The organism is Desulfosporosinus nitroreducens, assembly GCF_023897015.1.
In the GTDB taxonomy this organism is placed as follows: domain Bacteria; phylum Bacillota; class Desulfitobacteriia; order Desulfitobacteriales; family Desulfitobacteriaceae; genus Desulfosporosinus; species Desulfosporosinus nitroreducens.
Map to the genome: position 1 here is coordinate 24,187 of NZ_JAMHFY010000004.1, position 25,281 is coordinate 49,467.

General features: G+C 42.1%; 25 protein-coding genes. 6 read left to right on the plus strand and 19 right to left on the minus strand.

Going from position 1 to position 25,281, the window contains the following annotated elements; translation table 11 throughout:
* Nucleotides 1-29 precede the first annotated feature (29 nt).
* From hemW to M8E35_RS05740, 3 genes are all read right to left on the minus strand, one after another.
* Nucleotides 30-1,205, minus strand: coding sequence for a radical SAM family heme chaperone HemW (gene hemW / locus M8E35_RS05730; RefSeq protein ID WP_252467869.1), 1,176 nt, complete (start codon nt 1,203-1,205; stop codon nt 30-32).
* Between the two features lie 104 nt (nt 1,206-1,309).
* Nucleotides 1,310-3,115 carry a translation elongation factor 4 gene (lepA, locus tag M8E35_RS05735; protein WP_229245584.1) on the minus strand — a complete coding sequence of 602 codons (1,806 nt, stop codon included), beginning with the start codon at nt 3,113-3,115 and terminating at the stop codon, nt 1,310-1,312.
* A gap of 242 nt (nt 3,116-3,357) precedes the next feature.
* A complete protein-coding gene (locus M8E35_RS05740; RefSeq protein WP_252467870.1) occupies nt 3,358-4,233 on the minus strand; it encodes an AraC family transcriptional regulator in 876 nt (291 codons plus the stop codon).
* 585 nt (nt 4,234-4,818) lie between these two features.
* On the opposite strand from M8E35_RS05740, the gene M8E35_RS05750 reads away from it, so the two are divergent.
* The 6 genes from M8E35_RS05750 (at nt 4,819) to M8E35_RS05775 (ending at nt 8,887) form a co-directional block, all read left to right on the plus strand.
* Nucleotides 4,819-5,379: an RNA polymerase sigma factor gene (locus M8E35_RS05750; protein WP_252467871.1), complete on the plus strand. Its 561-nt coding sequence runs from the start codon at nt 4,819-4,821 to the stop codon at nt 5,377-5,379.
* Nucleotides 5,372-6,121 carry a DUF4367 domain-containing protein gene (locus M8E35_RS05755; RefSeq protein ID WP_252467872.1) on the plus strand — a complete coding sequence of 250 codons (750 nt, stop codon included), beginning with the start codon at nt 5,372-5,374 and terminating at the stop codon, nt 6,119-6,121. Before M8E35_RS05750 ends, M8E35_RS05755 begins: the two co-directional genes overlap by 8 nt.
* An 87-nt stretch (nt 6,122-6,208) precedes the next feature.
* Nucleotides 6,209-6,637 carry a hypothetical protein gene (locus tag M8E35_RS05760; RefSeq protein ID WP_252467873.1) on the plus strand — a complete coding sequence of 143 codons (429 nt, stop codon included), beginning with the start codon at nt 6,209-6,211 and terminating at the stop codon, nt 6,635-6,637.
* 40 nt (nt 6,638-6,677) lie between these two features.
* Complete coding sequence (locus M8E35_RS05765) at nt 6,678-7,973, plus strand: amidase domain-containing protein (protein ID WP_252467874.1); 1,296 nt, start codon at nt 6,678-6,680, stop codon at nt 7,971-7,973.
* An 89-nt stretch (nt 7,974-8,062) separates the two neighbouring features.
* Nucleotides 8,063-8,539, plus strand: coding sequence for a DUF4829 domain-containing protein (locus M8E35_RS05770; RefSeq protein ID WP_252467875.1), 477 nt, complete (start codon nt 8,063-8,065; stop codon nt 8,537-8,539).
* A gap of 99 nt (nt 8,540-8,638) precedes the next feature.
* Nucleotides 8,639-8,887, plus strand: a complete 249-nt coding sequence (locus M8E35_RS05775) for a hypothetical protein (protein WP_252467876.1) — start codon at nt 8,639-8,641, stop codon at nt 8,885-8,887.
* A 167-nt stretch (nt 8,888-9,054) separates the two neighbouring features.
* On the opposite strand, the gene M8E35_RS05780 is transcribed toward M8E35_RS05775, so the two are convergent.
* The 16 genes from M8E35_RS05780 to M8E35_RS05855 all read right to left on the minus strand — a co-directional run bounded on the left by M8E35_RS05780 (nt 9,055) and on the right by M8E35_RS05855 (nt 25,174).
* Nucleotides 9,055-9,681, minus strand: a complete 627-nt coding sequence (locus M8E35_RS05780) for a cyclodeaminase/cyclohydrolase family protein (RefSeq protein WP_252467877.1) — start codon at nt 9,679-9,681, stop codon at nt 9,055-9,057.
* A 29-nt stretch (nt 9,682-9,710) separates the two neighbouring features.
* On the minus strand, nt 9,711-10,610 hold the full coding sequence (gene ftcD / locus M8E35_RS05785) for a glutamate formimidoyltransferase (RefSeq protein WP_252467878.1): 900 nt from the start codon (nt 10,608-10,610) through the stop codon (nt 9,711-9,713).
* 171 nt (nt 10,611-10,781) lie between these two features.
* A complete protein-coding gene (locus tag M8E35_RS05790; RefSeq protein ID WP_252467879.1) occupies nt 10,782-11,651 on the minus strand; it encodes a DMT family transporter in 870 nt (289 codons plus the stop codon).
* Between the two features lie 116 nt (nt 11,652-11,767).
* Nucleotides 11,768-12,883 (minus strand): hydroxymethylglutaryl-CoA lyase-like TIM-barrel protein, encoded by a 1,116-nt coding sequence (locus tag M8E35_RS05795; RefSeq protein ID WP_252467880.1) that lies wholly within the window; start codon nt 12,881-12,883, stop codon nt 11,768-11,770.
* Between the two features lie 25 nt (nt 12,884-12,908).
* The gene (locus M8E35_RS05800; RefSeq protein WP_252467881.1) at nt 12,909-13,745 is read right to left on the minus strand and encodes a radical SAM protein; all 837 of its coding nucleotides are present in this window, start codon (nt 13,743-13,745) and stop codon (nt 12,909-12,911) included.
* Nucleotides 13,746-13,825: 80 nt separating this feature from the next.
* The gene (locus tag M8E35_RS05805) at nt 13,826-14,095 is read right to left on the minus strand and encodes a 4Fe-4S dicluster domain-containing protein (protein WP_252467882.1); all 270 of its coding nucleotides are present in this window, start codon (nt 14,093-14,095) and stop codon (nt 13,826-13,828) included.
* A gap of 103 nt (nt 14,096-14,198) precedes the next feature.
* On the minus strand, nt 14,199-14,600 hold the full coding sequence (locus tag M8E35_RS05810) for a NifB/NifX family molybdenum-iron cluster-binding protein (protein ID WP_252467883.1): 402 nt from the start codon (nt 14,598-14,600) through the stop codon (nt 14,199-14,201).
* Between the two features lie 139 nt (nt 14,601-14,739).
* On the minus strand, nt 14,740-16,035 hold the full coding sequence (nifN, locus tag M8E35_RS05815; RefSeq protein ID WP_252467884.1) for a nitrogenase iron-molybdenum cofactor biosynthesis protein NifN: 1,296 nt from the start codon (nt 16,033-16,035) through the stop codon (nt 14,740-14,742).
* Nucleotides 16,028-17,395: a nitrogenase iron-molybdenum cofactor biosynthesis protein NifE gene (gene nifE, locus M8E35_RS05820; RefSeq protein WP_252467885.1), complete on the minus strand. Its 1,368-nt coding sequence runs from the start codon at nt 17,393-17,395 to the stop codon at nt 16,028-16,030. The genes nifN and nifE overlap by 8 nt, the downstream gene beginning before the upstream one ends.
* A gap of 17 nt (nt 17,396-17,412) precedes the next feature.
* On the minus strand, nt 17,413-18,831 hold the full coding sequence (gene nifK, locus M8E35_RS05825) for a nitrogenase molybdenum-iron protein subunit beta (RefSeq protein ID WP_252467886.1): 1,419 nt from the start codon (nt 18,829-18,831) through the stop codon (nt 17,413-17,415).
* Nucleotides 18,832-18,855: 24 nt separating this feature from the next.
* Nucleotides 18,856-20,289 carry a nitrogenase molybdenum-iron protein alpha chain gene (gene nifD, locus M8E35_RS05830; protein ID WP_252467887.1) on the minus strand — a complete coding sequence of 478 codons (1,434 nt, stop codon included), beginning with the start codon at nt 20,287-20,289 and terminating at the stop codon, nt 18,856-18,858.
* Between the two features lie 39 nt (nt 20,290-20,328).
* Nucleotides 20,329-21,156: a nitrogenase iron protein gene (gene nifH, locus M8E35_RS05835; RefSeq protein ID WP_073028688.1), complete on the minus strand. Its 828-nt coding sequence runs from the start codon at nt 21,154-21,156 to the stop codon at nt 20,329-20,331.
* Between the two features lie 56 nt (nt 21,157-21,212).
* Entirely contained in the window at nt 21,213-21,596 is a 384-nt protein-coding gene (locus M8E35_RS05840; RefSeq protein ID WP_073028689.1) for a P-II family nitrogen regulator, read from the minus strand.
* Between the two features lie 2 nt (nt 21,597-21,598).
* Nucleotides 21,599-21,916: a P-II family nitrogen regulator gene (locus M8E35_RS05845; protein WP_073028691.1), complete on the minus strand. Its 318-nt coding sequence runs from the start codon at nt 21,914-21,916 to the stop codon at nt 21,599-21,601.
* A 619-nt stretch (nt 21,917-22,535) separates the two neighbouring features.
* Complete coding sequence (locus tag M8E35_RS05850) at nt 22,536-22,961, minus strand: HutP family protein (protein ID WP_373887424.1); 426 nt, start codon at nt 22,959-22,961, stop codon at nt 22,536-22,538.
* Between the two features lie 326 nt (nt 22,962-23,287).
* Entirely contained in the window at nt 23,288-25,174 is a 1,887-nt protein-coding gene (locus M8E35_RS05855) for an LTA synthase family protein (protein WP_252467889.1), read from the minus strand.
* Between the last annotated feature and the right edge of the window lie 107 nt (nt 25,175-25,281).

The window sequence follows — 25,281 nt, forward strand, 5'->3', positions numbered from 1 at the left end:
TTAAAGATATTAGTCTCACATAAAAGGGCTTAAACAAATTCTTGTAAGATAGAGTTTGCTACAAAAGCATATTTGGGATTTAAGCATAAATAGTCACCCTTGACTATGATGAAAACATCCTCATTTTTATAGCGTTCCAAAACAGATCTGTAAATATCCCTAAGATCCGCTCCAAAATCCTTTTCAAATGTCTTAAAATTGACTCCCTCCTCGAGACGCAAGCCCAAAATCATGCGCTCTGCCATACACTCGCGCAAAGATAAAACCTCTTTCCCTAACTCATCCAGAGGGCTCTGCCCCTTGCGCAACAGGTTATCATAAGCATGTACTTCTTCGATGTTTTTCCAGCGCACCCTGTTCAAACAAGATACCCCTCCCGGGCCAAGGCCTATATAATCTGCCCCGCGCCAGTACCCTAAGTTATGTTGACATTCATAACCGGGACGCGCAAAATTTGAGGTTTCATATTGCCTGTATCCCGCTTCTCTTAATCGCATCACAGCCCATTCATACATCTCTGCCTGCAGGTCCCCATCCGGAAGTAAATCAACCTGCACTGCGCCGGTTGGACGTTCCCCACTGGTTTTTCCTGCGTATCGTTCATAAAGCGGCGTTTCCTCTTCTAGCATTAACCCATAGAGGGACAGGTGTTCAGGGGAATAGGAGAGTGCTTCTTCCAGAGAAGCCTGCCATAACTCCATAGTTTGGCCGGGAAGCCCGAACATCAAATCCAGATTAAGATTCTTAAACCCTGCCTCTCTCAATCGTCGGATGGCTTCACGAGCTTGCTTAGCAGTATGAATTCGCCCCACTGCGTTTAACAATTGGTCATTAAAAGACTGGATCCCCAGGGAAAATCGGTTAATTCCCTGACTCCTTATCAGTTTGGCCTTCTCCTCCGTAATAGTCCCCGGATTCCCTTCCATCGTTTGCTCCACTCCCAAGTCCATGGGAAAATACCGTTGAATCATCTTAAGTAAGCGTTCTAGATCGGTCTCCTTCAATACAGTTGGAGTCCCCCCACCAATAAAAAGAGAAGACACCCCTTGAGGGGCATCTTTTTGCATCTTTGCCATCTCTATTTCTAAACCCTCTAAATACACGGAGATAAAATCCTTGGGGGAATCTATCAGGGAATGAGAATAAAAAGCACAGTAATCGCATTTTTGGAAACAAAACGGAACGTGAACGTATAAAGACGGCATAGGAATATACACTCTTTCCCTTGTTTTTTTATGCTGCCTAGTAGGCATACCTTATCATAGATTCTTCGACTAACAGACCTCTTGGCTTATCGATTCCTCGACCATTAGTCCTCGATCTGCAATACCGCCATAAAAGCGTCCTGTGGTATTTCCACGCTACCTACTTGCTTCATACGCTTTTTGCCGGCCTTTTGTTTCTCGAGCAGTTTTCGTTTACGGGAGATATCTCCCCCGTAACATTTAGACAAGACATCTTTTCTCATGGCATTAACCGTCTCCCGAGCAATAACTTTATTCCCGATCACAGACTGGATCGGAATTTCAAACATCTGTCTGGGGATGATGCCGCGCAGTTTCTCAACAAGCTTTCTTCCCCGATTATAAGACTTTGCTCGGTGAACGATAAATGAAAGCGCATCCACCATTTCCCCATTCAAAAGGACGTCTATCTTGACCAGATCCGTTTCCTTATAACCCGACAGCTCATAGTCTAGAGAAGCATATCCTTTAGTTCGTGACTTTAATTGATCAAAGTAATCGAAAACGATCTCACTCAATGGAAGTTCATAAATCAGTTTCACCCGACTCTTAGACACATAGTCCATAGCAGAATAGGTTCCGCGCTTTTCTTGATTAAGCTCCATGATCGCCCCCACATACTCAGACGGAACCAAAATCGTGGCATTAACAATGGGCTCTTCTATACTGACAATTTGATCCACCGTGGGGAGATTTGAGGGGTTATCGATGTTTAAAACTTCCCCTTTTAATGTGGTCACCTTATAAATTACGCTGGGTGCCGTGGTGATCAAATTGAGGTCATATTCCCGCTCCAACCGTTCCTGAATAATCTCCATATGGAGTAAGCCGAGAAATCCGCACCGAAAACCAAAGCCCAAAGCAATTGAGGTTTCCGGCTCAAAAATTAGACTTGCATCGTTGAGATGGAGCTTTTCCAAGGAATCGCGAAGCCGATTATAATCGCTCGCCTCCACTGGATACAGTCCACAAAACACCATGGGAGTGGCCTTCCTGTAGCCGGGCAGCGCTTTATCAGCAGGGTTATCTGCATCCGTAATCGTATCTCCAACCTGTGTATCCTTGACATTTTTGATACTTGCACAGATAAATCCGACTTGACCGGCTCTAAGCTCTTCGACAATACGCATCGAAGGAGCAAACACTCCTACCTCAGTTACTTCAAAGGTTTTTCCACTCGACATCATTTTCATCGTCGTACCTTTAGTAACTCGTCCCTCTACAATCCTGACATAGGAAATAGCACCTTTATAAGCGTCAAATTTCGAGTCGAAGATCAAGGCCTTCAGAGGTGCCTCATCATCTCCTTTTGGGGGGGGAACCATAGCCACGATCCTCTCCAGGATCTCTTCAATTCCTACGCCTGTCTTTGCCGAAGCCAGAATAGCCTCACTGGCATCTAAACCAATGACATCTTCAATTTCCTGTTTAACCCGCTCAGGCTCCGCACTGGGAAGGTCGATCTTATTAATAACCGAAATCAGCTCCAGATTATTATCTAAAGCTAAATAAACATTAGCCAAGGTCTGGGCCTCAATTCCTTGAACCGAATCGACAACCAACAGGGCGCCTTCACAGGCTGCTAAACTGCGAGATACCTCATAGGTAAAATCGACGTGACCCGGCGTATCAATCAGATTAAGCTCATAAATTTTCCCATCATGAGCCTGATAATTTAACCGCACGGCCTGCAGTTTAATCGTAATCCCACGTTCACGTTCTAAATCCATAGAATCAAGAACTTGCGCTTCCATTTCTCGTTTACTCAAGGCCCCGGTATATTCAATCAGCCGGTCCGCTAAAGTAGATTTGCCATGATCGATATGTGCAATAATTGAAAAATTGCGGATAAGTTGTGACGCCTGTGCCAAGGTCCTGTCCTCATTTCTATAATCAAGTTTTAAGTTAGCAAACTTAGATATTCTAAATACTAAGTATAACAGCTTAAGGGGGAATTTCGCAAGAATTCCTTACTCAACATGTTGCTGATCTCTGATATTGTCATCATGAAAGTGTTCTTAGGAAAAGTCTAGTACAAAAAAGGGGTACCCTCTGGCACCCCAATACTTATGCGCTCTATTACTACCATACTGGTAGATTTCCATAATCCTTATTACTTCCGTTTCAAAACAGGTATCCATATCTCACTTCTAAACGTTGGTGAAGTAACATCTTTGTGCTCATTCCATAAGATTTCAGGCCCTTCCGTTTGTTCATAGTTTGAAGACGGAAACCATTCGGAATAGATGCGTCCCCAGACATTTTGCAAAGTGTCTGGAAATGGTCCAACGGCTTCGAATACAGCCCATGTTGAAGCGGGAACTTCAAGCTTGGTCAGGTTATCTGGACACTCCTTATCAGTTGCTACCCCGATATAATGATCAAGCTCTCCCTTTTCCTCCATTCGCCCTTCCGAGAAGTTTGTGGATGCACTGAGCATCCCCATAGGCTCTACGTTAGAGAGTCCCTTTAGTTGAGCGATCAACTCCCCTGTTAAACTCCCCCACATCGAAGCGATCTCTGGGTTCACTCCATTGAAAATAATGGGAACCCTTTTCATCAGACCCACTATATGAAATGCCTCTTTTTCTTCAATTCGATAGTTCATTTCAATTCCTCCTTTAATTGACAACTGGAAGGTCATTGGTGGATAGGCTTTTAGTGATTGGCCATTATTTCTGGCTTCTGACGGTGTTACACCATGCAAACTTTGAAAAGCTCTTGTGAAAGAGTCTGCTGAGCTGTATCCATATTTAACCGCAATATCAATGATCTTTAGGTTCATATTATTTAGCTCAAAGGCTGCAAGAGTAAGTCGTCTGCGACGGATGTACTCCGACAGCGTCACACCTGCAAGAAAAGAAAACATCCGTTTAAAATGATACTCAGAGCAATAGGCCCGCCTTGCTACTTCTTTAAAGTCAATATTATCGTTAATATTTTCTTCAATATAGTTTAAGGCACCATTCATTCTACTTAGCAAGTCCATTTATCTGACCCTCCTGTCGTAAATAGAATAGCAGAAATCGAATGCATCCATCCGACACTTCTTGCACAATTATGTAGGGTTAATCATTTTTTAGGGATAACTCATAAATCAACTACGGTATGTAATGGTCGTGAAGCCTATAAGTGGCGATTTGTTGGACGAAAATACAGGAGAAGTGAAGGCAAATAATAGCTATGTTATATTTTACTTCGCTATATTCCTCTGTCCTGCTGCACCGGGCTGCGGCTATCTATATGGACCTCTGGGATATGGCTGACAAGGACAGTAAATGGTGTCCGGGGCTATTGGTGCCATCGCTAGGGAATTAACCTGGACGCACTGTAAAAGGAGCACTGCGGACCTTAATAAAACGAGATATCTTCGCAAGGAAAATAGATGGTAGAAAAAGAAGCGATATTGATTATGTGCTATAATATATCAACTCTGAGGGATTTCACTTTCACAAAAAGGCACTTTAGACTATCTATTTAAATTTAGATACATTAACGTAATCACCACATGATGGTTTGTATTTGCCAAGGAAGAAATAGATTTTAGTTCTATATTCTAATGAGGAGAAAGTGTATGTTAATTATTTTGGCAGCGATACAAAATATAGAAAACCGTAGCAGACTAGAAGCTTTGTACAAAGAACATGCTTCTTGGATGTATAAGGTTGCATATAGGATATTAAAAGATGAACATCTGGCTCAGGACGCTGTTCAGGAAGCTTTTATCAATATTACCAATAATCTCGAAAAAATTATCGGACCTGACTGTAATAAAATAAGGGCTTTATTCGTTATTATTGTTAGAAACGTTTCCATTGATATCTATCGACTGAGGAAGAAGCAATACAGTGTTTCTATCGAAGACATTGAAGAAGATTTATCAGAATCGGGACCAAGTGTTGAAGAAATTCTAATGAATAATGAAGCTTTTACCAGAGTGGCAGAAAAAATTAAGGAATTGCATCCGTCTTACGCCGATATTCTTGCGCTCAAATTTTTTTATCACTATGGAGATGAGGAAATATCCCAGATTTTAAACATCACACCCGAAAACACTCGAACACGGCTTCACCGGGCCAGAAAGAGTCTGATCAAATTATTATCTCAGGAACAGGAGGCGAAAAATCATGACTGAACAAGAATCAGCGAAAGTGCAAGCTAAGGAAAAAATACTGGAAGCACTCTTCGAATATGCGGCTGCCTGTCATGTCGAAAACATAATCGCTGAGAATCCGATTGAGGATGATCCTGCTCCTGATTTTGCTATTTCACCCGAATTTGACCGGAGAATGAAGAAGCTGATTGCCAGGCATGACAGAAAAGAAACATTTAAGAAAACAAGAAAAGAAACCGTCAGGTTCCTGCCAAAAGCAGCGATCTTTTTGCTGGTCTTGTTAGGAAGTTTTGCTATAGTCGTAACTAGTGTTCAAGCTTTAAGAGTGAAAGCATTAAATATCATTCTGAATATCCAGAATCAATACACCAGCATTCAAACGAAAGATGAAAATAACGGTCAAACGAAACCGGGTAACGAGCAAGTGCTGCCTAACTGGAGTGGATATGTTCCCAACTATATTCCTCCTGGTTTTAAAATTGTTAAAACAGAAGAACGTGAACTGTTAAATGCTATTTATTATACAAATGAGCAAGGCCAAACCATTCGATTCACCCAGTATAGAAGTAGCGATACAGACTTAAGAGTAGATACAGAAGGTGCTATTGTAGAAAATATTTTGATACACAACAACGATGCACTTTTAGCCGAGAAACAAGGACTTGTCAGTATTGTCTGGAAGGGAGAATTTCTGTTTTCCCTTATAGGAGAAGTAGATAAAGCAGAGATTATTAAAATGGCTGAAAGTATAAGTAAAAAATAAATGAATATTTTCCCAATAAAAGTGTAACAAAAAGCTGCCTTCTTTCGTTTATCTGGATGTAGGGATAAATGAAGGGAGGTGATTTTTATGAGAAAGAGAGCAACAGTACTCGTCCTGTCACTTTTAATTCTTTGCCTGGCTCCCATGCAGGCGTTTGCCCTTGGGACAAATCGAGTAACCAACTCAGAAAGAGGGCCATTATGGGTAAGCATCACGGAATTCACAAATTCCTTTGAAATTTCCGGCAGCGGACTAGCTCAATTTGATACAAGCCTTTATGCCCGCAGCAACATAAACAAAGTGGTCATTAATGCCTGCATTCAACAATATATCGATGGAAGTTGGCAGACAGTCAAAAGCTGGACGAGTAATTCTTACAGCAACAGCGGCTATCTGAATCAAAAGTGGTATTTAGTGAGTGGTTATAATTACCGCCTGGTTTCAACCGGAGCAGTCTATCAGAATGATGTCTTGGTAGAGCAGACTTCTTACACAGGTTCAAGTTATTGGTATTAGGAAAAAAGAATTAAAATTAATTTAAGAGAGGTTGATTTTAATGAAAGTTAGAAAAGATATTCCTGTATATGTAATAGTAGTTATGCTATTAATTTTCAGCATTGTACCTAATACTTTAGCGGCGACAGTTAATGAAAATGCACTATATGCCGGAGATCCAGTCAAACATGTAATTTCACAGTATTTTGATAATTATTTTAAATCATATCAAACTCTTGAAGTTGTCAATTCGGATAATCTTGTTGAAGATAATGAAAATACCTTATTATATAAAAAAATGCATGAACTTTCTGTTGAGGCAAATAAATTAGTTCGATTAAGCTATACCACATTTAAAGTTACTCTAGATTATCAGAATATCTCTTATTTAAATGATACTGTTAATGTGAATCTTTTAATGAGTTGTGATTATGTATATTCATCAACACCAGATGCAAAATCATCAATAGGGAATATTAATTATAAGTTTAGCTTGATTCATGAAAATGATGAGTATAAAATAATTTCAATCGATTCAAATTTTGATGAATTCGATAATTTTAAAAAATCTGTTGAAGAAAAAGTTTCTTCTTCCAAAATAAGCAAAATAGATGCAATTAATAAAACGGCAGAAGAAAAGTCACAAGAAATTCGAGATACTGTAAAATATATCTCTGGTAACTCACTAAATAGTGAGAATAATCCAGCAGATAGTACAACCTCATCAAACGAAGTAATGCCTCTTGGGGTTAATTCAACTTATTCATTTAATAGAATGCTTGCTCGTAATTGGGCACAAAGATTTGCTGAAGCTGATGAATCAGATAGGTTCTTTTACACTGCATATACACCTAGTGAGAATGATTGTACTAATTTCGTATCCCAATGTATTTGGGCTGGTTACGGGGGATATGTTGAAGGAAATGATACACAAACCAAAAACAATATTAACAATAGGGTAAGAATGGTTAACAATGTATGGCAAGCTGGTACAGGTGGAGGCGTACCTAATTGGGAAAGTGTTACTAATCTATGGAGCTATGCTACTACAAATACCGGAAACGGTCCAAGAGCAACAGGATTAAATAATGATCAACCGTACTATAACCTTTCACCGAGTAGCATATATTATGGAAATGCAATACAGGCTAGAACTGGTAGTTCTGGGAATTATACTCATTCGGTATTTGTTACGTATAGCTTAGATTCGTCTACAACGGAATATAACCAAGTACTAGTGTCTCAACACACAGGTGATATGTATAATAGAAACCTTTGGGAACTTATTACATCAAAGGGTGGCAATAATTGTTATCTTAGAAAAATGTCCTTTAAAAATGCCAATTTTAGCAGTTAATTTAAAATATTTTTATGAAAACGGAATTGATTCTGTGTATATACAACAATTCCGTTCCATTTTTTTACAGAAAGGAATTGATAATAATCATGAAAAGAATTTTATTGATGGCATTCCTGCTAATTTTATCTTTCAACGTAATTGGATGTTCTCAATTTCAAAATACTGAAAATATTAACAGCTTACCTGTTCCTGATCAAAAAATTACAACGGAAGATATTAATGAAGGGAAACAAGTGATTAGGGATTATGTTAACGCCTTAAAAAGCAGGAATTTGGAAGATTTAAATAAAACATTAGGAATGTATAAAAATGGACTTTATAATAAAGACAACATTGGTAATTTTAATTCTAACCTTGAAATTGATACTATTGCGTATCCGGGTAAATATCTTAAAGCTAATATCCCCCCAAGTAGTTATAAATCCAATTACGGAAAAGACCCATATAAATCTATGTGTCTTCATGTAACTTTTACAGAAGGAACTAACAAAAAAGACTGGGATTATATTTTAATTAAAGAAACTGAACAATCTCCGTGGGTTATACATGATTGGGGCGTTTGAGAATCATTACTCTGTGACTCAGCTTTCACCTCGCCAACGGGGTCGAAATTTTCGTCCCAACAAAATCATACGCTCAAACAACGGGAAATGATTCTGACAATGTCTGGAGTTACATACCTGGATTGGCTGAGTTCCGGAAATATTCCTTACAGAGCCGCGGGTATTCCGTATTGTTGGGGTGGATTTGATTCATTAAATACTGGCTCATCTTCTTCTTGGAGTAATTACGGCAATGCAATGAGTTATGGTGCAAATGCAAGTAATGTTTACTTTTCTAGTTATTATAAATCAGGTCCATCTGATATCTCGATTGTTCAGGTTATGTTTCGCTTAAAAAGAGAAGGCTAGTTCATTTGGGTTTCGGGGCCTTCCGAATGGGATGCTTGGGTAAAATCAAACTTGGCATAGAACCGTGAATGACAAGGGGACGGGGTTATTAACGGGAATGCGTGGTGTCAATAACCCCATCCCCCTGACGCTTTCCGAGGGGCCGATGCTCTACCATTACATCTATCTTAACCAATGACCTCTTGAGCTCGCGCTAAAATCAGCTGATTATATTTATCGGCGTCTTCTTGTAACACCACGATCTTTTCCCGAATATTTTTAAGAAATGTCTCATCATTTATGGAACCTAAATTAATCTTAACGTTGAATATCGCCCCTTGAAAACCTGCATAAGCCGTTACCCCGGAAACCGCCGCATCACAGGCCGTGTTAGGGTTGCCGATTGTTAAGACTCTGAGCGAAAGTTTCAAGACCTCAACACAAGACTCAGCTACTTTAAGGGGCAGAAGGGTTGCCTGTATTGTAGCCTCTTGTATCTTTTCTGACCTTAGAGTTTTCTCAGCATCCGTTTCCTTCGGTAATTTATAAGCCTTCATGACCTCTACAAAGGAATCCGTGTCCCCATCAATATAATCCATTAAATCATTTTTTAAGGCCAGCCCTTTTTGCTTAATTTCGGAAATCTCGTCTTGGACACTGCTAAACTTAGGTTTACCTTCTGTAAAATTACAAACCATGATACTCAAGGCTGCCCCTAATGATCCGGCAAGAGCCGCCGCACTCCCTCCGCCGGGAGCCGGGGAATTACTCGCTAACTCTTCCACAAATCCGCTCACAGTCTTGTTAATCAACATAAATTTACCCCCTTTATTCCAGTTCGATATTAGTCTTCAACCAAATTCTCTTCAAAAACTTGCTTGCGGTCAAAGTTTTCTAAACGCAGATAAAACTCAGCCACATCCAGGAGCGCCTGCAAAGGAGTCACCCCCACTAATTCACTGCCAATAATACTCACACCATACCGAGCTGCCTCGGATTTCACTGTCTCGAAAACCCGGAACAGGGGAGTGCCTGTATAATTAACCATATTAATAGACACTTGGGCAACATCTCGATCCTCCAGCATTACTCCCATCGCTCGAACATACTTAAATCCTCCCTTGACTTCACGGATGGAATCAGCAATTCTTTTCGCAATACTGAGGTCATTCGTGCCCAGATTAATATTGTAAGCCACCAAGAATTGCCGTGCACCAACCACGGTAGCACCGGCCGTAGGATGCATTTTAGGTTGGCCGTAATCAGGATGTCGTTCAGGGTTACTTATTTCAGCCTTTAACCCCTCATACTCGCCTTTCCTAACATCAGGCAGCCTTTTTCTGTTCGGTACTTTAGCTGCTTCCTCATACAAATAAACAGGGATATCCAGCTTGCCTGCAATCTCAGAACCCAGTTCATTGGCCAGCTGAACACATTCTTCCATGCTAACCTCTTTAACAGGAATAAAGGGAATGACATCCGTTGCTCCAACCCGCGGATGCCCTCCTTGTTGTTGCTCCATGTCAATCAATTCACACGCCTTGGCACAGGCATTAAAGGCGGCAAGTTTAACACTTTGGGGTTCCCCTACGAAGGTTACGACGGTTCGATTATGACTGGCGTCAGGCTTAACGTCAAGAAGTTTTACCCCCTTGACCTTTTTAACCTCCTCAACGATAGCTTCTATTACTTCCGGACGGCGCCCCTCACTAAAATTCGGTACACATTCTACGAGTTTTCCCATTTATTCTTGACCCCTCTCTATAATTATAGGTTTTTTACTCCAACCTAAGTTTCAGCCTTAGTTCTTATATCTGCAAATATAACCAAAGCTTATTCCTTTGATGTCTTATGTATCTATATAAATACTGCCCTTTTTATGACCTTAGAGAAAAGGCAGTCCATTTCTTCATATTTATACAGAAAGCTTAAGCAGGGCGACCCCAACCAAGACAAGTATAACTCCAATGATTTTACGTTTCAAATTCCATCTCTCTTTGAGAATAACGATGCCGACAATTATTGTTAGAACCGTCGAGGTTTGGGCTAAGGGTCCAACCACTGAAAGGTCTCCGCCGTATTTATAGGCTGCATATAGTGCCAAGGTAGAAATCATTTGGAAGACAGCGCTTATGAGCACAATTAAGGTGCTTTTTTGCGGTTTTATAAAATATCTCAGATTTCCAAACGTCTTAGGAATAAAAATCACCGTAAAGATTGCTGGAATTATGTAGACAACCACTTGATATAAGACCACCGAGAAAGAGTTCAGGGCAATCTTATCCAATGCATACGAAGCACTAATTAAAAGAGAGTAGATTAGGGTGTAGAGGTGAGGTTTTCCAAAGTCCTTAAAGCTCCCTTTGTCCCAATATATCACAATTAAGCCCCCGAAAATAAGGGCAATGCCCAGGAAGCTACTTAAATTGACGGATTCCCCAAAGAGAAAAATTCCAAACACTAAAAACCAAATTGATCGTGTTGTGGCAATGGTTTCAACCTGGCTGACCTCCGTACTCTTTAAGGCATTATAATATAAAAACATACACACCATATAAAAAACACTTGATAGTATTACAACCAACCACAGTTCCGGACTGCTCGCGATACTAGGCTTCTCCACCATTAGGAGGGGAATGCTCAAAACTCCGACAACGAAAAGAAAAAACGCACTGAAGGCGGCAGGATCAACCTCTTGATCCTTCAACACCTGCTTTTGAATAACCTTAGATGCTGAATTAGTAACAATATAGATCAAAACTAATTGAAACCAATCTAAATACATTATGTATCCTCTCTTCGGTTAGGTAATCCAATCCCTCCAATTCTACGCCAAATGACAAAAACCTTCTTTTCAAGCAATTTGCTTAAAAGAAGGTTTTTGTCGTTTCTTTTGATCAATCATGAGCTTAACACAATTCCTAAGAATTCTTCTTCCTCCAGGGGCCTATTGAGTTGCTGAATTCTATCAAGGGCTTTACCTAACAGTTCTTTAACCGTGTCTTGATCACAGTCCATACCTCTTGATTTGAGCAGCCTTACAACGTTCTTAGACTTGGTATGCTTGCCAAAGGCAGTTGAGTGCTTCCTGCCTACGCTCTCCGGCGGAAAAGTTTGATAGTTAGCATAGTCCTTCTGTATCCCATCAATGTGAATAGCAGACGTATGAGTAAATACATCAGATCCAATAATCGGTTTTGCCCGAGGAATCCTACGGTCAGATGCTGCACTTACTATTGAAGCAATTGAATTTAAGCGTTTAAGATCAAGTCGCACCTCTTGCTTGAGACAATATTTCAGAGCAACCGCAACTTCTTCGAGGGCAGCATTGCCAGTTCTCTCTCCTAAGCCTCCTACCGTAACACTTACCGCTTTAAAGCCCGCCTGAACCGCTGCCAGAGAATTAGCCGTCGCCATTCCTAAGTCGTTATGAGCATGAAGTTCTAACGGAATCCTCGATAGCTTTGCTAATTCTTGTAACGTAAAGAAAACCTGCAGAGGCTCAAGGATACCCATGGTGTCAGAAAATCGAATTCTATCAACCCCTAATTTTTGAGCTTCCAAAATAATCTCTTTAACAAAGTTTAAATCTGCTCGGCTGGCGTCTTCCAGGCCAAGAACGATATAGCCGACTTCTTGCTTGGCATTGCGCACACATTGGCCCATCTGATCAAGAAGCCAGCCCTGATCCTTATTTAACTTATGCTTAATTTGCTGTTCAGAGGTGGGAATGCAAATGGCAACTCCCTCGACCCCAGTTCGATAACTTGCCAAAAGATCCGATAAAACGACTCGATTCCAGGTGATTAACCGAACTGGCAACTTTAGAGCGACCAACTGAGAAATTTTCTTTGCTTCGGCACCACCCATGGCAGGTACTCCTACTTCCAACTCATCAATCCCAGCGTCCACCAAGGCCCGGGCAATCATTTCTTTCTCTGGCCAACCGAAGGAAACTCCGGGAGCTTGCTCTCCATCCCTTAGGGTTGTATCGCATAATAAAACCCGTTGCGCCATCTTAACTTTAACCCCTTTCTTATCATCAGACCAAACCAATTGCGTCAGCTCGGCATTGTTGACAATGCATCATTTGGGGAAGAATTGAGCTCAGAACGCTTCGGTAGTTTTTAATCAGCTCTTTGGGTGGAGCCATTGTGTGAGCGAGTTTCCCTTGAGGAATTAAAGGCAATAAATTGTGAATATGCGCTCCTCGTTTTTTAACTTCCAACGCTAAACTATATAACAGATGTTCATTGACCCCAGGAATAACCACAGTATTGACTTTCACCGTCATTCCGGCCTTTGACGCTTGCTCAAGCCCCAGCAATTGATTATTTATCAGAATCCTTGTCCCCTCAGGACCAATCATAGTTTTTCCTTCCCAGCGAACATGACTATATATCTTAGCACCTACTTGCGAGTCGAGTGTATTGATCGTTACTGTAACGTGGGAAACTCCTATATCCACCAATTCTGCGAGCTTTTCCGGTAAGAGAAGTCCATTGGTACTCAGGCAAAGAATCATTTCCGGAAAGTGCTCTTTTACCTTTCTCAGAGATTGAAAGGTCTCCTCATTAGCTAAGGGTTCTCCAGGGCCCGCAATTCCTACAACAGTCAGTTGAGATCCTATAGCAGAGGATTTTGCCTTTAGGACTGTTTCAATTGCTTCACTAGAGTTAATCACCTTACTGGTCACTCCCGGACGAGATTCGTTGGCACAATCAAATTTGCGCACACAATAATTGCAAGATATATTACACTCGGGCGCTACTGCTAAATGGATTCGTCCGGTTTTTCCATGCCCGGAAGTTGAGAAGCAGGGATGTCCTTGATTTAAATTTGATCCGGTTATACTCGCATGATTACATTCTCGATGCATATTAATCTCTCCCTCGTTCATTCTTATTTGTTTTTCTAAATCCAAAAGTACACACATGCACGCGAATGTCCCTCACAAAATCAAGCTAATTTTGCCTTAAACGTATAGGCACGGCGAACGCAGATCCTACCACAAGATTGGCAACCAATGCATTGATCCTTATTGGAAATCTTAGCAACATGCCGTTCGGTCCCCTCATCATCTTCGAAACTTTCCAGCCCTAAGCATTCCTGGACACACAATTTCACACAACGTCCACATCCCAGGCACAAAGCTTTATTAATCTCATCTACAAACTTGGGAGTCCAGGGTAATCCCCCATAGGTTTTATATACTAAAACGTCACTCAATTTTATCCATCCTCCTTCTAGCTGATCCCTGCGTCACTTCGATTTCTCCGCACTTTCTCAGGCTTCGATCCTTTAAAAAACTTTAATTTCCAGAAAACTTTATTTAGAAAAACTTAATACTTGTAACAGCCTCAGCCCTGGCACTTTTTCCGAGTTTCTTCATTAACCAAGGCGGCAGCTTTTTGGATTGCAGCAATTTATTCAGTCTGTCAAGTTCATCATCAATATTCGTTCCTTCCGGTACTTTTAAAGGATGAATACCGCTTTGTACTAACCGAGCTGCCGCAGGACCGCCGATCTGGGTGCAGTACACAATGGCACACTTCTTAAGCATCTTAATTCGCACATCAACTTTATCTTCGGATTCCTCCATATCTTCAGCGGCAAGGGATGTATGGATAATCTCTTGAGGTTCGTCCGTGAATTTATACATCTCAAATGAAGGAGATGAGGCAAAATGCGAGTCAATGGTTTTTCCGTCGCTACTAGCAAAGGCTACCAGCATACTAATACCTCCTTTTAATCTCTAAAGATCTCTTTTTCCCCCAATCATTAGCATCAGCCAGTGCTATTAACGCCTTTTGGTAATAAGCCATTATCAGATCTACCCCTATGGAAACAAGGGAATTTGAAGGGTCGGCTCTCTAACTCAGTGAATTTAACATATCAAACAAAAACTGCTGAGTACCTTCATACCCAATCCAACGTTTTTGTGGATAACCGGCACGATCAAAAACTGGTAACCCCGCTCGGAGATGAGGAACTTTGAGCATCCCTGCAGCTTGACGTCCGTTGGAATTGGCAATGATCAAATCACAATCTGCGGCCCTTTCCTCCAGCATCTCCAGGTCACCTACTTCTACAGGAAAAGGTAAAGATAAGGTATTACCGCTTCCTTGGGATGCCGACAAGGCTACAGAAATTTCCGAACCAACCTCGACCAAGCATGAACCCAGACTGTACAAAAGATCCATCTCTAGGGCTATGGCAATCTTTTGACCGCCAAGTTGGTCATGATAATCTGCCAGGGTATCCAATAAACGGCTTCTTTGGCGCAAAAGCCTTTCCGGTATCGTCTTACCCGATATCTTAGCCAAGGTTAAGATGAAGGTATCTGTTGCAGTCAAACCGGTTAATGATGGAATATTAAAATGAGGGATCTGGTAAGTTTTCTTCAGGAATTCTCCGGCTTTTTCCATACTTTGCCCAAAGGAAAAGCAAGCCTTACATTCCGGCAAGCGCTGAAACTCTTCGATCAGCGTTCCTCCTTGTACCACCGGTGCAGCCTCCAGTTCAGCATGACCATCCAATGAAATCGAAAGATCCGGAACCGTAATCACCCTATATCCGAAGCTCTTGACAATCTCTTTTAGTTCATCCACATCCCCAGGCGTTAAATGACAACCAGGCAAGAGGGCAACAGAAGGAGCATCGTTAGAATCCGCAAGTCCCAGGGACTTAGTCTTGTTGGTCTGTCCGGCTAAGGTCATGAGCAGAGCCTCCACCGTTCGCTGATAACCCTCTTGCATAGAACCGATATAGTCTGGTGTACTGGCCAGCACCACTGGCAGATCCTCTAAATCCGGGCGTTCTAAACGCAAACTGGCCAGAGCACTTACCATGTCATCTCCATAGGTTTCCGTGAGACCCGAACTCATAACTCCAATAATTTGAGGCTTGTATTTATCCGCCGCCACGGCAATTCCTTTCTTAAGATGATCCCACCCCCCAAAAATAACTGACTCCTCCAATAAAGCGGTTGAATTAAGGGGAATGGGTTCCTTATAATGCCTGGAAAGCTGTAAGCGAATAAATGACGAACATCCTTGAGAGCCATGAAGTAATGCCAGAAGTCCATTGACACCCAGAAAGGCCAGAGTGGCTCCTAATGCAGGGCTGTTTTTCTGAGGGTTCCCATTATAATGTCTTAGCTTAGTCATCTAGTTCACCCTCTCTTGGCGGGAATTCCCGTTTTAAATGTCCCCAAACAGGACTAAGCACTGTGCGAGCTAAGGTCTCTGCGAAGGTAATCATCCCCTGATAACCTGCATAAGGAAGTTTTCGTCCATGGTTGATATCCAAAAAGGGAGTTCTTGTTTTATGAGCCAGATACTTTGTTTTCCCTCCGGCTACGATCAGGTCCGGTTTTTTCTCAGCAATAATCTTGAGAAATCCCGCTGAACTTGTGTCTTCGATGATCTGGGCCGAAGGATCCATCAATTCTTTCATACGCTGGAAATCTTCTGGTGTCGAGTTCTGTGTTCCCCCTGCTAAGATATTGATCCCTAATTCGGCCAAGGTGGACACCATCGACCAGGTTTTAACCCCACCCGTGAACAAGATGGCCTGTTTATTCTCAAGTAACTTTTTGTAACCCGCAATGGTTTTACGCGTTTCCTCTTCCTTCTTTTGAACATAGACCAAGGTTCTCTCCACTAAATCAGGATCTCCCAGTGCTTTGGCAATCTTGACCAGTGTTTCAGAGGTGTCATGAATCCCGTAAAATGAGCCTTCCATAAAGGGTATGCCATAGCGAATTTCCATTTTCCGGACTAAGTTGGTCAAGCTTTTAGAGCAGATAAGCACATTAAGACTGGCTCTGTGAGCTGAACGCAAGTCATCAAATTTGGCATCCCCGGTAATAGCTGTTTGAAGGGTAATTCCTAAGTTTTTTAAATCGGGTAAAACCCCCCAAAGATCTCCGGCAATGTTATATTCTCCGATCAGGTTAATGGAAAGGGGTATTTTCTCATCCGAACCGGCAGCGCTCCCTATAACCCGATCATATAAGACCTCCCCCGCAATACGATTTCCAATATTCTTATCTCCCAAAAAGCCGGGACAATTAACGGCAATCACCGGAATAGTCAGTTCAGCTTCCGCTTCCCTGCAAACCTTCTCCACGTCATCCCCTATTAATGAAGAGACACAGGTTGCATAGACAAAGATTGCTTTCGGATTATGTCTCGCCGCGATTTCCAAGATAGACTTTTTAAGCTTAATCTCTCCGCCGTAGATTACATCATTTTCCATGATATCTGTGGTCAGTCCCCGTCGGTACAGTTGGGAACCGGAGGAGCGAGCTCCTCTGTTATCCCAAGAGTTCCCGGCACAGGCAATCGGTCCATGAACAAGGTGGGCTACGTCAGTAATTGGCATGAGCACAACTCGCGCCCCGTCATAAGCGCAACTTCTTTCTGCACCTTCGCCGGGCAGGGCCTTCATGCATAATTTAGGCGAACCGGCATCCGACATGCATTCTTTATCTTTGAGATCCAATTTTGTAAGATTGGTAAACACAAAGACCCCTCCCTTCTTTAACGCATCATTTCAAAGTATGCCTCTGGGGAATTCCTGTCGACTTCCTCCAAAAACGTATTTACGATCATGGTTATCATATTAATAACTCCGGAATACCCGATGATGGGATAACGATGGAGATTCACCCGATCCGTGATAGGGAAACCTATTCTGACCAGCGGAATATTGGCGTCGCGGGCAGCCCATTTACCATGGGAGTCCCCAATTAACATATCGACTGGTTCCGTAACCAAAAGGGATCTGAGATGCCAAAGGTCTTTGCCCGCATAAAGAGTGGCTCCTTGACCATAAGGACTTGCCTCCAGCATACTTTCCATGGCTTTCTTAAATAATGGGGTGGAATTTGTGCAAACGATGTGAACCGGTTCTCCTCCCATTTCCAGCAAGAATGAAACGACTCCCATCAAAACATCCGGATCACCAAACAGTGCAAATTTCTTACCATGAATATATTGATGGGCATCCGTCATGGCATCGATGGAACGTCCTCGTTCAATAGTAATTTCCTTCTGTACCTCTTTCCCCGTGAATTTGGCGACGGCTTCTATGAATTTGTCCGTGCCCCCGATCCCGATGGGCATGGAAATCACTTCGACTGGGACTTCCTTGCCGGCCAGATATTTACGAGTTGTGGGAGTAGCGTAAGTCTGTGCGAATAGGAAACTTCCAGCGTTTAGAGCTTCCTTCATTTCTGTAATAGGTGTTCCCCCGGGATACAATTCGTAGGTTCCCAAATTAGGAGCATCCAGAACATCACTCTGGTCAGGCAACAGGGTAAAAGGTGCCTCCATCACTTTCAGCAGTCGTTTATATTCACGAAGATTGGCGGTATACGTGTCAAAACCAGGAACGACATAAAGTCGGTCGTTGATTTTATCTTCCTGTCTGGGCACAGCTAAACATTCTATGAGACCTTTGAGCATGGTGTCATACCCAGTTATATGCGACCCCTTAAAACTCGGGGTGTTAGCCAAGGCTACGGGAAGATCTTTGGGAATCGCTTCTTGTTCTTTGGCATTGCCTAAATAAGCATTGATATCGTCCCCAATGACTTCAGCCATACAGCTGGTGAACATAGCGATCACCTTTGGGCTGTAAAGTGCATTAGCATTCTTCAAACCTTCAATGAGATTAGACTGTCCGCCAAATACCGCAGAATCCTCAGTCATCGAATCAGATACTGCTGCGACCGGTTCCCTGTAATGGCGGGAGAGGGTACTGCGAAAATAAGCGGCGCATCCTTGTGAACCATGAACAAAGGGGAGGCTTGCTTCGATTCCTAAGGCACAAAGCAAGGCGCCCAGGGGTTGGCAAGCTTTAGCCGGATTAATGACCAGTTTTTCACGGGCAAAATTCTTTTCTCGGTATTCTTGAGTATTCAGCCATTCTTTTGTTACCTTAGTACAAGTTTCCATTGTGTGACATCCTTTCTGCCCGATTTATTTTGACCAAGGAGCTTTGATAGATTTCCAGGTTGGGCTGTTAATGGCCATATCCATATCCCGAGCAAAGATAGGGAATCCTTCGTATCCGTGATACGGACCCGAATAATCCCAAGAGTGCATTTGACGGAAGGGAAGACCCATTTTTTCAAAGACATACTTCTCTTTGATTCCTGATCCAACTAAGTCAGGCTTGAGCTTCTTTACGAACTCCTCGAGCTCTAAAGCTGTTACATCGTCATAAATCAACGTTCCTTCTTTTAAGGCAGGAATGGTTTTCTCGTAATCTTCATTATGAGCAAATTCATAGCCTGTTCCGATAACCTCCATGCCCAAATCTTCATATGCTCCTACAATGTGTCTCGGTCGAAGACCTCCTACATAAAGCATGACGCTTTTTCCTTCCAGGCGCGGGCGGTAGATATCGATCACTTTCTGCATTGGTGCTGTATATTTCTCAATCACTTTTAAGGCTTTTTCCATAATATAGTCATCAAATTGGGCAGCAATTTTTAGAATTGATTCCTTAATTTTAGTGGGTCCGAAGAAATTAAATTCGATCCAAGGAGTTCCATAGGTTTCTTCCATGTGTTTTGCAATGTAATTCATACTTCTGAAGCAGTGGATTAAATTAAGCTTGACAAGATGTCCATTCTGAAGCATTTCCAGGGTGGAGTCGCCCGTCCAAATATTGACAACCTTTAAACCCATCTCCTCCAGAATTTTTTTACTGGCCCAGGCATCTCCGCCAATATTGTAATCCCCAATAATTCCAATATCGTATTTTCCGATTTCTCTGGCCGGACCTTTACCTATCAGATGATCCCGAATGGCATCATTCGCAATATGATGGCCCAAAGACTGGCTTATTCCCCTAAATCCTTCACAACGAACCGGGATGACCGGAAGTTCAATTTTCTCGCTCATGCGGCGAGCGACACTTTCAATGTCGTCTCCAATCAGTCCGACAGGACATTCTGATAAAACAGAAACTCCTTTGGCGTTCGGGAAAAGCCCCACAACCTCACTGATTATTTTCTCAAGCTTTTTATCTCCGCCGTAAATAATATCGCTTTCTTGGAAGTCCGAGGTGAAGAGAAAAGGCACAAAGTTGTCAACGCCGATTTCTCCATCTGCTAAGTTCCGGCGGTTGCCCCAAGAATAATAGCCACACCCTACCGGTCCATGGGAGATATGCACAACATCCTTGACCGGACCCCAGACAACCCCTTTAGCTCCAGCGTAAGCACATCCCCGTGCGGTCATGATCCCGGGAACTGTTTTCGCATTGGATTTGACTGCGCAACTGGCACACTCACTATCTTTGACCGCAATATGTTGTCTCCGATTCTTTTTGGCCTTTTCCGGGTAAATCTCCAAGACATCTTCCACGACTTGTTTTCTGAATTCAATTGTTTCCTTTGTGCTCACAACGCTGTCCCCCCTCAATAATCCTATAACTAGCGGATCTTACATTTCCATGATTCCGTATTCCATCAATAATTCTTCTAGCTCCTCCATTGAGATCGGAGTCGGAATGGTCATCATTTTATTGTCTTCAATTTTTTTGGCTAATGTTCGATATTCATCAGCTTGTTTATGGGTTCGGTTATATTCGATAACGGTCATTTTACGCAATTCAGCGCGTTGGACCTCGTTATCCCGGGGGATGAAGTGAATCAGCTGAGTATTAATTTTTTTGGCCAAAGCTTCCATTAATTCAAGTTCTTTGTCTGTTTGGCGACTGTTACAAATCAAACCACCCAGACGAACAGTCCCAGTTGTCGCGTATTTTAAGATTCCTCTCGAAATGTTATTGGCTGCATACATGGCCATCATTTCTCCCGAGGCAACAATGTAGATTTCCTTGGCTTTATTCTCGCGGATCGGCATGGCAAATCCGCCGCAAACTACGTCCCCTAAAACATCGTAGAACACATAATCCGTATCCTCTGTATACGCCCCGTTTTCCTCCAGGAAGTTAATGGCTGTGATTACCCCACGGCCGGCACAACCGACACCCGGTTCCGGACCACCGGATTCTGCACATTTAACGCCTAAAAACCCTTGCATCAAAACCTCATCCAGTTCTAGATCTTCGACAGTCCCTCTTTCACGAGCTAAGTCCATAACCGTTGCTTGGGCTTTAGTGTGCATAATCAAACGTGTGGAATCTGCTTTAGGGTCACAGCCGACAATCGTAATCTTCCTGCCCATTTCAGCCAGTGCGACGACCGTGTTTTGGGTTGTGGTCGATTTTCCGATACCGCCTTTGCCGTATATCGCGATTTGTCTCATATCAATACATCTCCTTAACTTACCTAATCAAATTTCTGAGTAACTTATATATCGATCTAAACAACTGCTTCTTTTCCCACTTCCCCCGTGCGAACCCGAACAACCTCTTTCAATGGACAGACGAAGATCTTACCATCCCCCATGTGCCCCGTCTGATTAGCTTTAATGATCACGCCGACGGCATCTTCTACTTGATCGTCCTGAACCACAAGGGTTAATAACCGTTTGGGTATCCAATGGAATCTGGGCTCATCAGTGTTTTCACCGCCCATCACCGAATTCAATTCAGGATCAATCTCAGCTGCCCATCCCCCGATGCCCCCCTGCTTCCCTCGACCCTCAACGCTTTGTATGGTCAAAGCAGGGAAGCCTGCATCCTCAAAAGCCTTTTTTGTCGCCGGTACCTGATGACGTCGAATCACCATCATTATTTCCTTCATCGTTACAACCCCTTTGTCCCTTTACTTACGGTATAAGCCTCTTCCACTTCCGTCACAAAGATTTTTCCATCTCCCATGGTTCCTGTTTTGGCACTCTCCAGAATGACACTTATAGCCTCATCCAACTTTTCATCTTCAACAACCATGAGCAGCAAAGTTTTGGGAAACTCATCATAAACCACATCCCCAATTCGAATCCCTTTAGTTCTGCCGCGACCAAAAACGTGCATTTTTGTCAGCGAAGGCATTCCGGCCTGTGCTAGGGCTTCAGACACAGCCTCAGTTTTATCGGGTCTTACAATTGCTCTAATCATTTTCATATAGTTCATCCTCCTCAAAATTAAGTCGCTTTTTCATAACCTGCAGTCTTACATGAGTCTAAATAAATGTCCACCGCATCACCTCCCTTAAGTAGCACTCATTTCAAATTATCAAAGTAAATCGTATAGTATCTCGGTTCTAAGCCCTTCCTCTCTGTCGGAAGATGTTATCTGAGAGTCAACGATGAAAAGACAAAGAGAGCCCTTAATTAATTAAAATAATTAAGGGCTCTCTAAAACACTTTTCCGCTCCAAATCTACGCTCGATTTGGTGCCCGGTTATGAAGTTATACTATGGGAATAAATATTCGCTTTAGTCTTCTCAGACTTACTCTAACTCTCACTCTGTCACTAAATTCTTTATTCTTTATTCTTTATTCTTGGTATCTTAATATCTAGCTATCTAGCTATCTGGTATCTCGGTATCTACCTATCTTAGTATCTTTCGATCTGAAGCTTTTTGACTCTGTCCTAGCCTATATTCTCAAGATCCCTATACTTATACTTTGATCAATTCCGAGAGACTCCCCCACCGAAGTCTCGATGTTCAACTTTAGCTGAACGAGTTCACTTAACTCTCCGACTCTTTCAGTCCCAACTCTTAACCTTTTCTCTCTAATCAAAGATGCATTACACCTAATCCAACACGTGCGTGTTCTAATAGAGGATGAAGGGAAGAACGGCCATAAATCGCTACCGCAATCCACTCGGTGTCTGTGGTTAACCCAATTTTAAGAGCGAAACTAGCATTACTGTTGGTATGAATAAAAATACTGTTGCTCGCTTCTAACGTAGCATGGATAAGAGCATGAATCTTTCGGTCTTCCTTGGGAATGACCCCAGTATTAAATGCTGTTGCCATCACTGAATTTGTAAGCTTACCCGTATGTTGGAGATTCGCTACAGTTCCTCCAAGTTCAGTCACACCGCAACGTAGATCAAACGATTCATAGAGAGACTTCTTAAGTTTCTCCTCTTCCTCCCTCGTCTCTGTCATAGCTAACTGCAAGGCTGACCGCTCTAAGGAAGGTTTCACTTTTTCCATAGGTACTGATACTTTCAAGTTTACCCCTCCTCTTCTTACTCTATGAATTGCAAGGTGTCGTCATAGATGCATCATCCTTATTAAACTTATGCAATAGCTAGAATTAAAAAAAGCCGCCAAGTATCTTTTAAAGATACCTTGACGGCTCCATTGCCGATTCCCTATCACTAAGTGATATTCCATATAGTACTCGAAATTCCGCCCTTTGTCACCAAGCAAAAAAACTCAAATCTGTTGTAATACTATCAAAAACATCATGTTTTAGTACTCTATTAACCCGTGACGCCATTTTACTTAATAATTCAATCTCCCTTATCAAGAGACGTTCAGTCATCTGAAAAATTCAAGTAGTTGCTCCGAATAATCTCATCCGCGATCTTTAAACCGAGGATAGCATCCTCCCTCTCTTTATCTGAGAGACAGTTCCCGACGACTTGTCCATTTGATAAAACTGTAAAGTTCTTATTAGTATTCAAGAGATTTCGCCCCATTGCCGTGCCCTCATACTCTTTACGATCTACCCCCATAAGATAAGCCAAGGTTGGCATAATATCAATCTGTCCACCAATCGTCTCTATTTCCTCTCCAAAGATCTCCTTCGCGTAAATAAGCAGAGGTATCTGATTATACCCTTCAAGCCACCAGCTTTCCGGGTCCTGCAGTTGCTTTATCTCATCATCATAAAACTTATGCACTCCCGTATGATCGCCATACAATACGATGGCTGTATTCTCCAATAATCCATCCCTATCCAATTGATCAATAAACTCTCCTATTTTTTGATCCGTATAATGAATGCTTTGAAAATATCCTCCCAACTTAGATTGATCTAATACAGGGTTTAAGTTCAAGTCGCAATATTGTGCCGGTAAATTAAACGGGGCATGACTGGTAAGCGTAACAAGAAAAGTATAAAAGGGTTGCTTTTCCGCCTTGATCACCGAACTTACCTGCCTCAGGTAGCTCCCGTCACTGATACCTAAGCCAATCCACTCGTCCATTTCAAAATAGCTTTCATCAATTGTCCGTTGAAATCCAATCGCGGTAAGAGCTTGACGCCAATTCCAATAGCCCCCCTTATCGGGATGGATGGCCAACGTTTGATAACCCTGGTTTTCCAGAATTTTTGGTAACGAATTGTAGGTATTACCTGGGAACCGGAAGAAAGTCGCCCCCTGGCGCACCGGATAAACCGAAGTATTAATCATTAAGTCAGCATCCGAACTCGTACCATTCCATACTTGCTCATAAAATCTAGAAAAGTACAGACTGTTCTTCAACAACCTATTCAAGTTAGGCGTAATCTCTTGGTCATTAACACGCTTCCCAATCACAAAGTTTTCAAGGGATTCTACTTGAATCACTATTAGATTTTTCCCTTGTAACTTGTTTGAGTAGTGGTTCACAGGAAGGTTCTCTCTTTTATCTGTAAACCAGGCCTCGATTCGTTGCTGATCCTCAACACTTAGTAGCAGCGGTTGGCAATCTTCCCAGTAATTATAAGCATCGTAGAGGTGATAACCGAAGGGCGAGAGATTAGAGATCGTTTGGTTGGATGACCAAGAACGCTTAAACAAGAAAGAGTTATCATTTATCTTTAAGACGTCGAGCATAAAATGATTGACAAAAATATAACCTGAGGAAGAAAGAATTAACATTAAGAAGATTGGAAAACTCCGTACGACGGATTTAAACCTGGGCGCAATTTTGTAGCCAACCACCAGAAGCAAAATTATATCAATTACAAAGACTAAATCAACCGGCCTAACCATGGAAATAATGCTCTCCCAGAGATTGTGCAAATTGGTGGCTTGGGAAAACGCATGAACGGAAAAAAAATTGCCAAATGCCCTAAAGTTCATTAAGTCCACGACCATTACAACTGACAATAGCAGGTTGAAGAACACCAGCATCCAGTAATGAAACTTACCCCTAAACAAAAAAGCAACGCTCAGCAAGGCAACTTCAAAGGAAATATAGATCATAAAAAAAGGCTTATAGGTAAACAGTTGAAAGGCTTTACTAAAGCTAAAATGGACCCCATCATTATTTACTAAACCTAAAAAAAACATTGCTTTGAAAAGTAACGCCAACCAAGTATAGTGAAATAGCTTTTCATGACGACCAACGCGGTGCAGACTTGCTTGTATTGATTGAAGGGAATTTACAGGGCATGCCCCTTGAGTCCTGTAATTAGTTCTTTCAATTTTCATTAATGCTACCCAATTCCTTTGTAGGTTATAAAATAAAGCCTCGTCTGTCTTAATGACAAACAACACTTAGTACAAGAACCCTTATCGGATCCAAGGCTGAAAGTGTT

Bases quoted from the DNA above. Each gene is read 5' to 3' on its own strand.
- hemW (WP_252467869.1), bottom strand. From the start codon at position 1,205: ATGCCGTCTTTATACGTTCACGTTCCGTTTTGTTTCCAAAAATGCGAT.
- M8E35_RS05740 (WP_252467870.1), bottom strand. From the start codon at position 4,233: ATGGACTTGCTAAGTAGAATGAATGGTGCCTTAAACTATATTGAAGAA.
- M8E35_RS05750 (WP_252467871.1), top strand. From the start codon at position 4,819: ATGTTAATTATTTTGGCAGCGATACAAAATATAGAAAACCGTAGCAGA.
- M8E35_RS05755 (WP_252467872.1), top strand. From the start codon at position 5,372: ATGACTGAACAAGAATCAGCGAAAGTGCAAGCTAAGGAAAAAATACTG.
- M8E35_RS05760 (WP_252467873.1), top strand. From the start codon at position 6,209: ATGAGAAAGAGAGCAACAGTACTCGTCCTGTCACTTTTAATTCTTTGC.
- M8E35_RS05765 (WP_252467874.1), top strand. From the start codon at position 6,678: ATGAAAGTTAGAAAAGATATTCCTGTATATGTAATAGTAGTTATGCTA.
- M8E35_RS05770 (WP_252467875.1), top strand. From the start codon at position 8,063: ATGAAAAGAATTTTATTGATGGCATTCCTGCTAATTTTATCTTTCAAC.
- M8E35_RS05775 (WP_252467876.1), top strand. From the start codon at position 8,639: ATGTCTGGAGTTACATACCTGGATTGGCTGAGTTCCGGAAATATTCCT.
- M8E35_RS05780 (WP_252467877.1), bottom strand. From the start codon at position 9,681: ATGTTGATTAACAAGACTGTGAGCGGATTTGTGGAAGAGTTAGCGAGT.
- ftcD (WP_252467878.1), bottom strand. From the start codon at position 10,610: ATGGGAAAACTCGTAGAATGTGTACCGAATTTTAGTGAGGGGCGCCGT.
- M8E35_RS05790 (WP_252467879.1), bottom strand. From the start codon at position 11,651: ATGTATTTAGATTGGTTTCAATTAGTTTTGATCTATATTGTTACTAAT.
- M8E35_RS05795 (WP_252467880.1), bottom strand. From the start codon at position 12,883: ATGGCGCAACGGGTTTTATTATGCGATACAACCCTAAGGGATGGAGAG.
- M8E35_RS05800 (WP_252467881.1), bottom strand. From the start codon at position 13,745: ATGCATCGAGAATGTAATCATGCGAGTATAACCGGATCAAATTTAAAT.
- M8E35_RS05810 (WP_252467883.1), bottom strand. From the start codon at position 14,600: ATGCTGGTAGCCTTTGCTAGTAGCGACGGAAAAACCATTGACTCGCAT.
- nifN (WP_252467884.1), bottom strand. From the start codon at position 16,035: ATGACTAAGCTAAGACATTATAATGGGAACCCTCAGAAAAACAGCCCT.
- nifK (WP_252467886.1), bottom strand. From the start codon at position 18,831: ATGGAAACTTGTACTAAGGTAACAAAAGAATGGCTGAATACTCAAGAA.
- nifH (WP_073028688.1), bottom strand. From the start codon at position 21,156: ATGAGACAAATCGCGATATACGGCAAAGGCGGTATCGGAAAATCGACC.
- M8E35_RS05840 (WP_073028689.1), bottom strand. From the start codon at position 21,596: ATGAAGGAAATAATGATGGTGATTCGACGTCATCAGGTACCGGCGACA.
- M8E35_RS05845 (WP_073028691.1), bottom strand. From the start codon at position 21,916: ATGAAAATGATTAGAGCAATTGTAAGACCCGATAAAACTGAGGCTGTG.
- M8E35_RS05850 (WP_373887424.1), bottom strand. From the start codon at position 22,961: ATGGAAAAAGTGAAACCTTCCTTAGAGCGGTCAGCCTTGCAGTTAGCT.
- M8E35_RS05855 (WP_252467889.1), bottom strand. From the start codon at position 25,174: ATGAAAATTGAAAGAACTAATTACAGGACTCAAGGGGCATGCCCTGTA.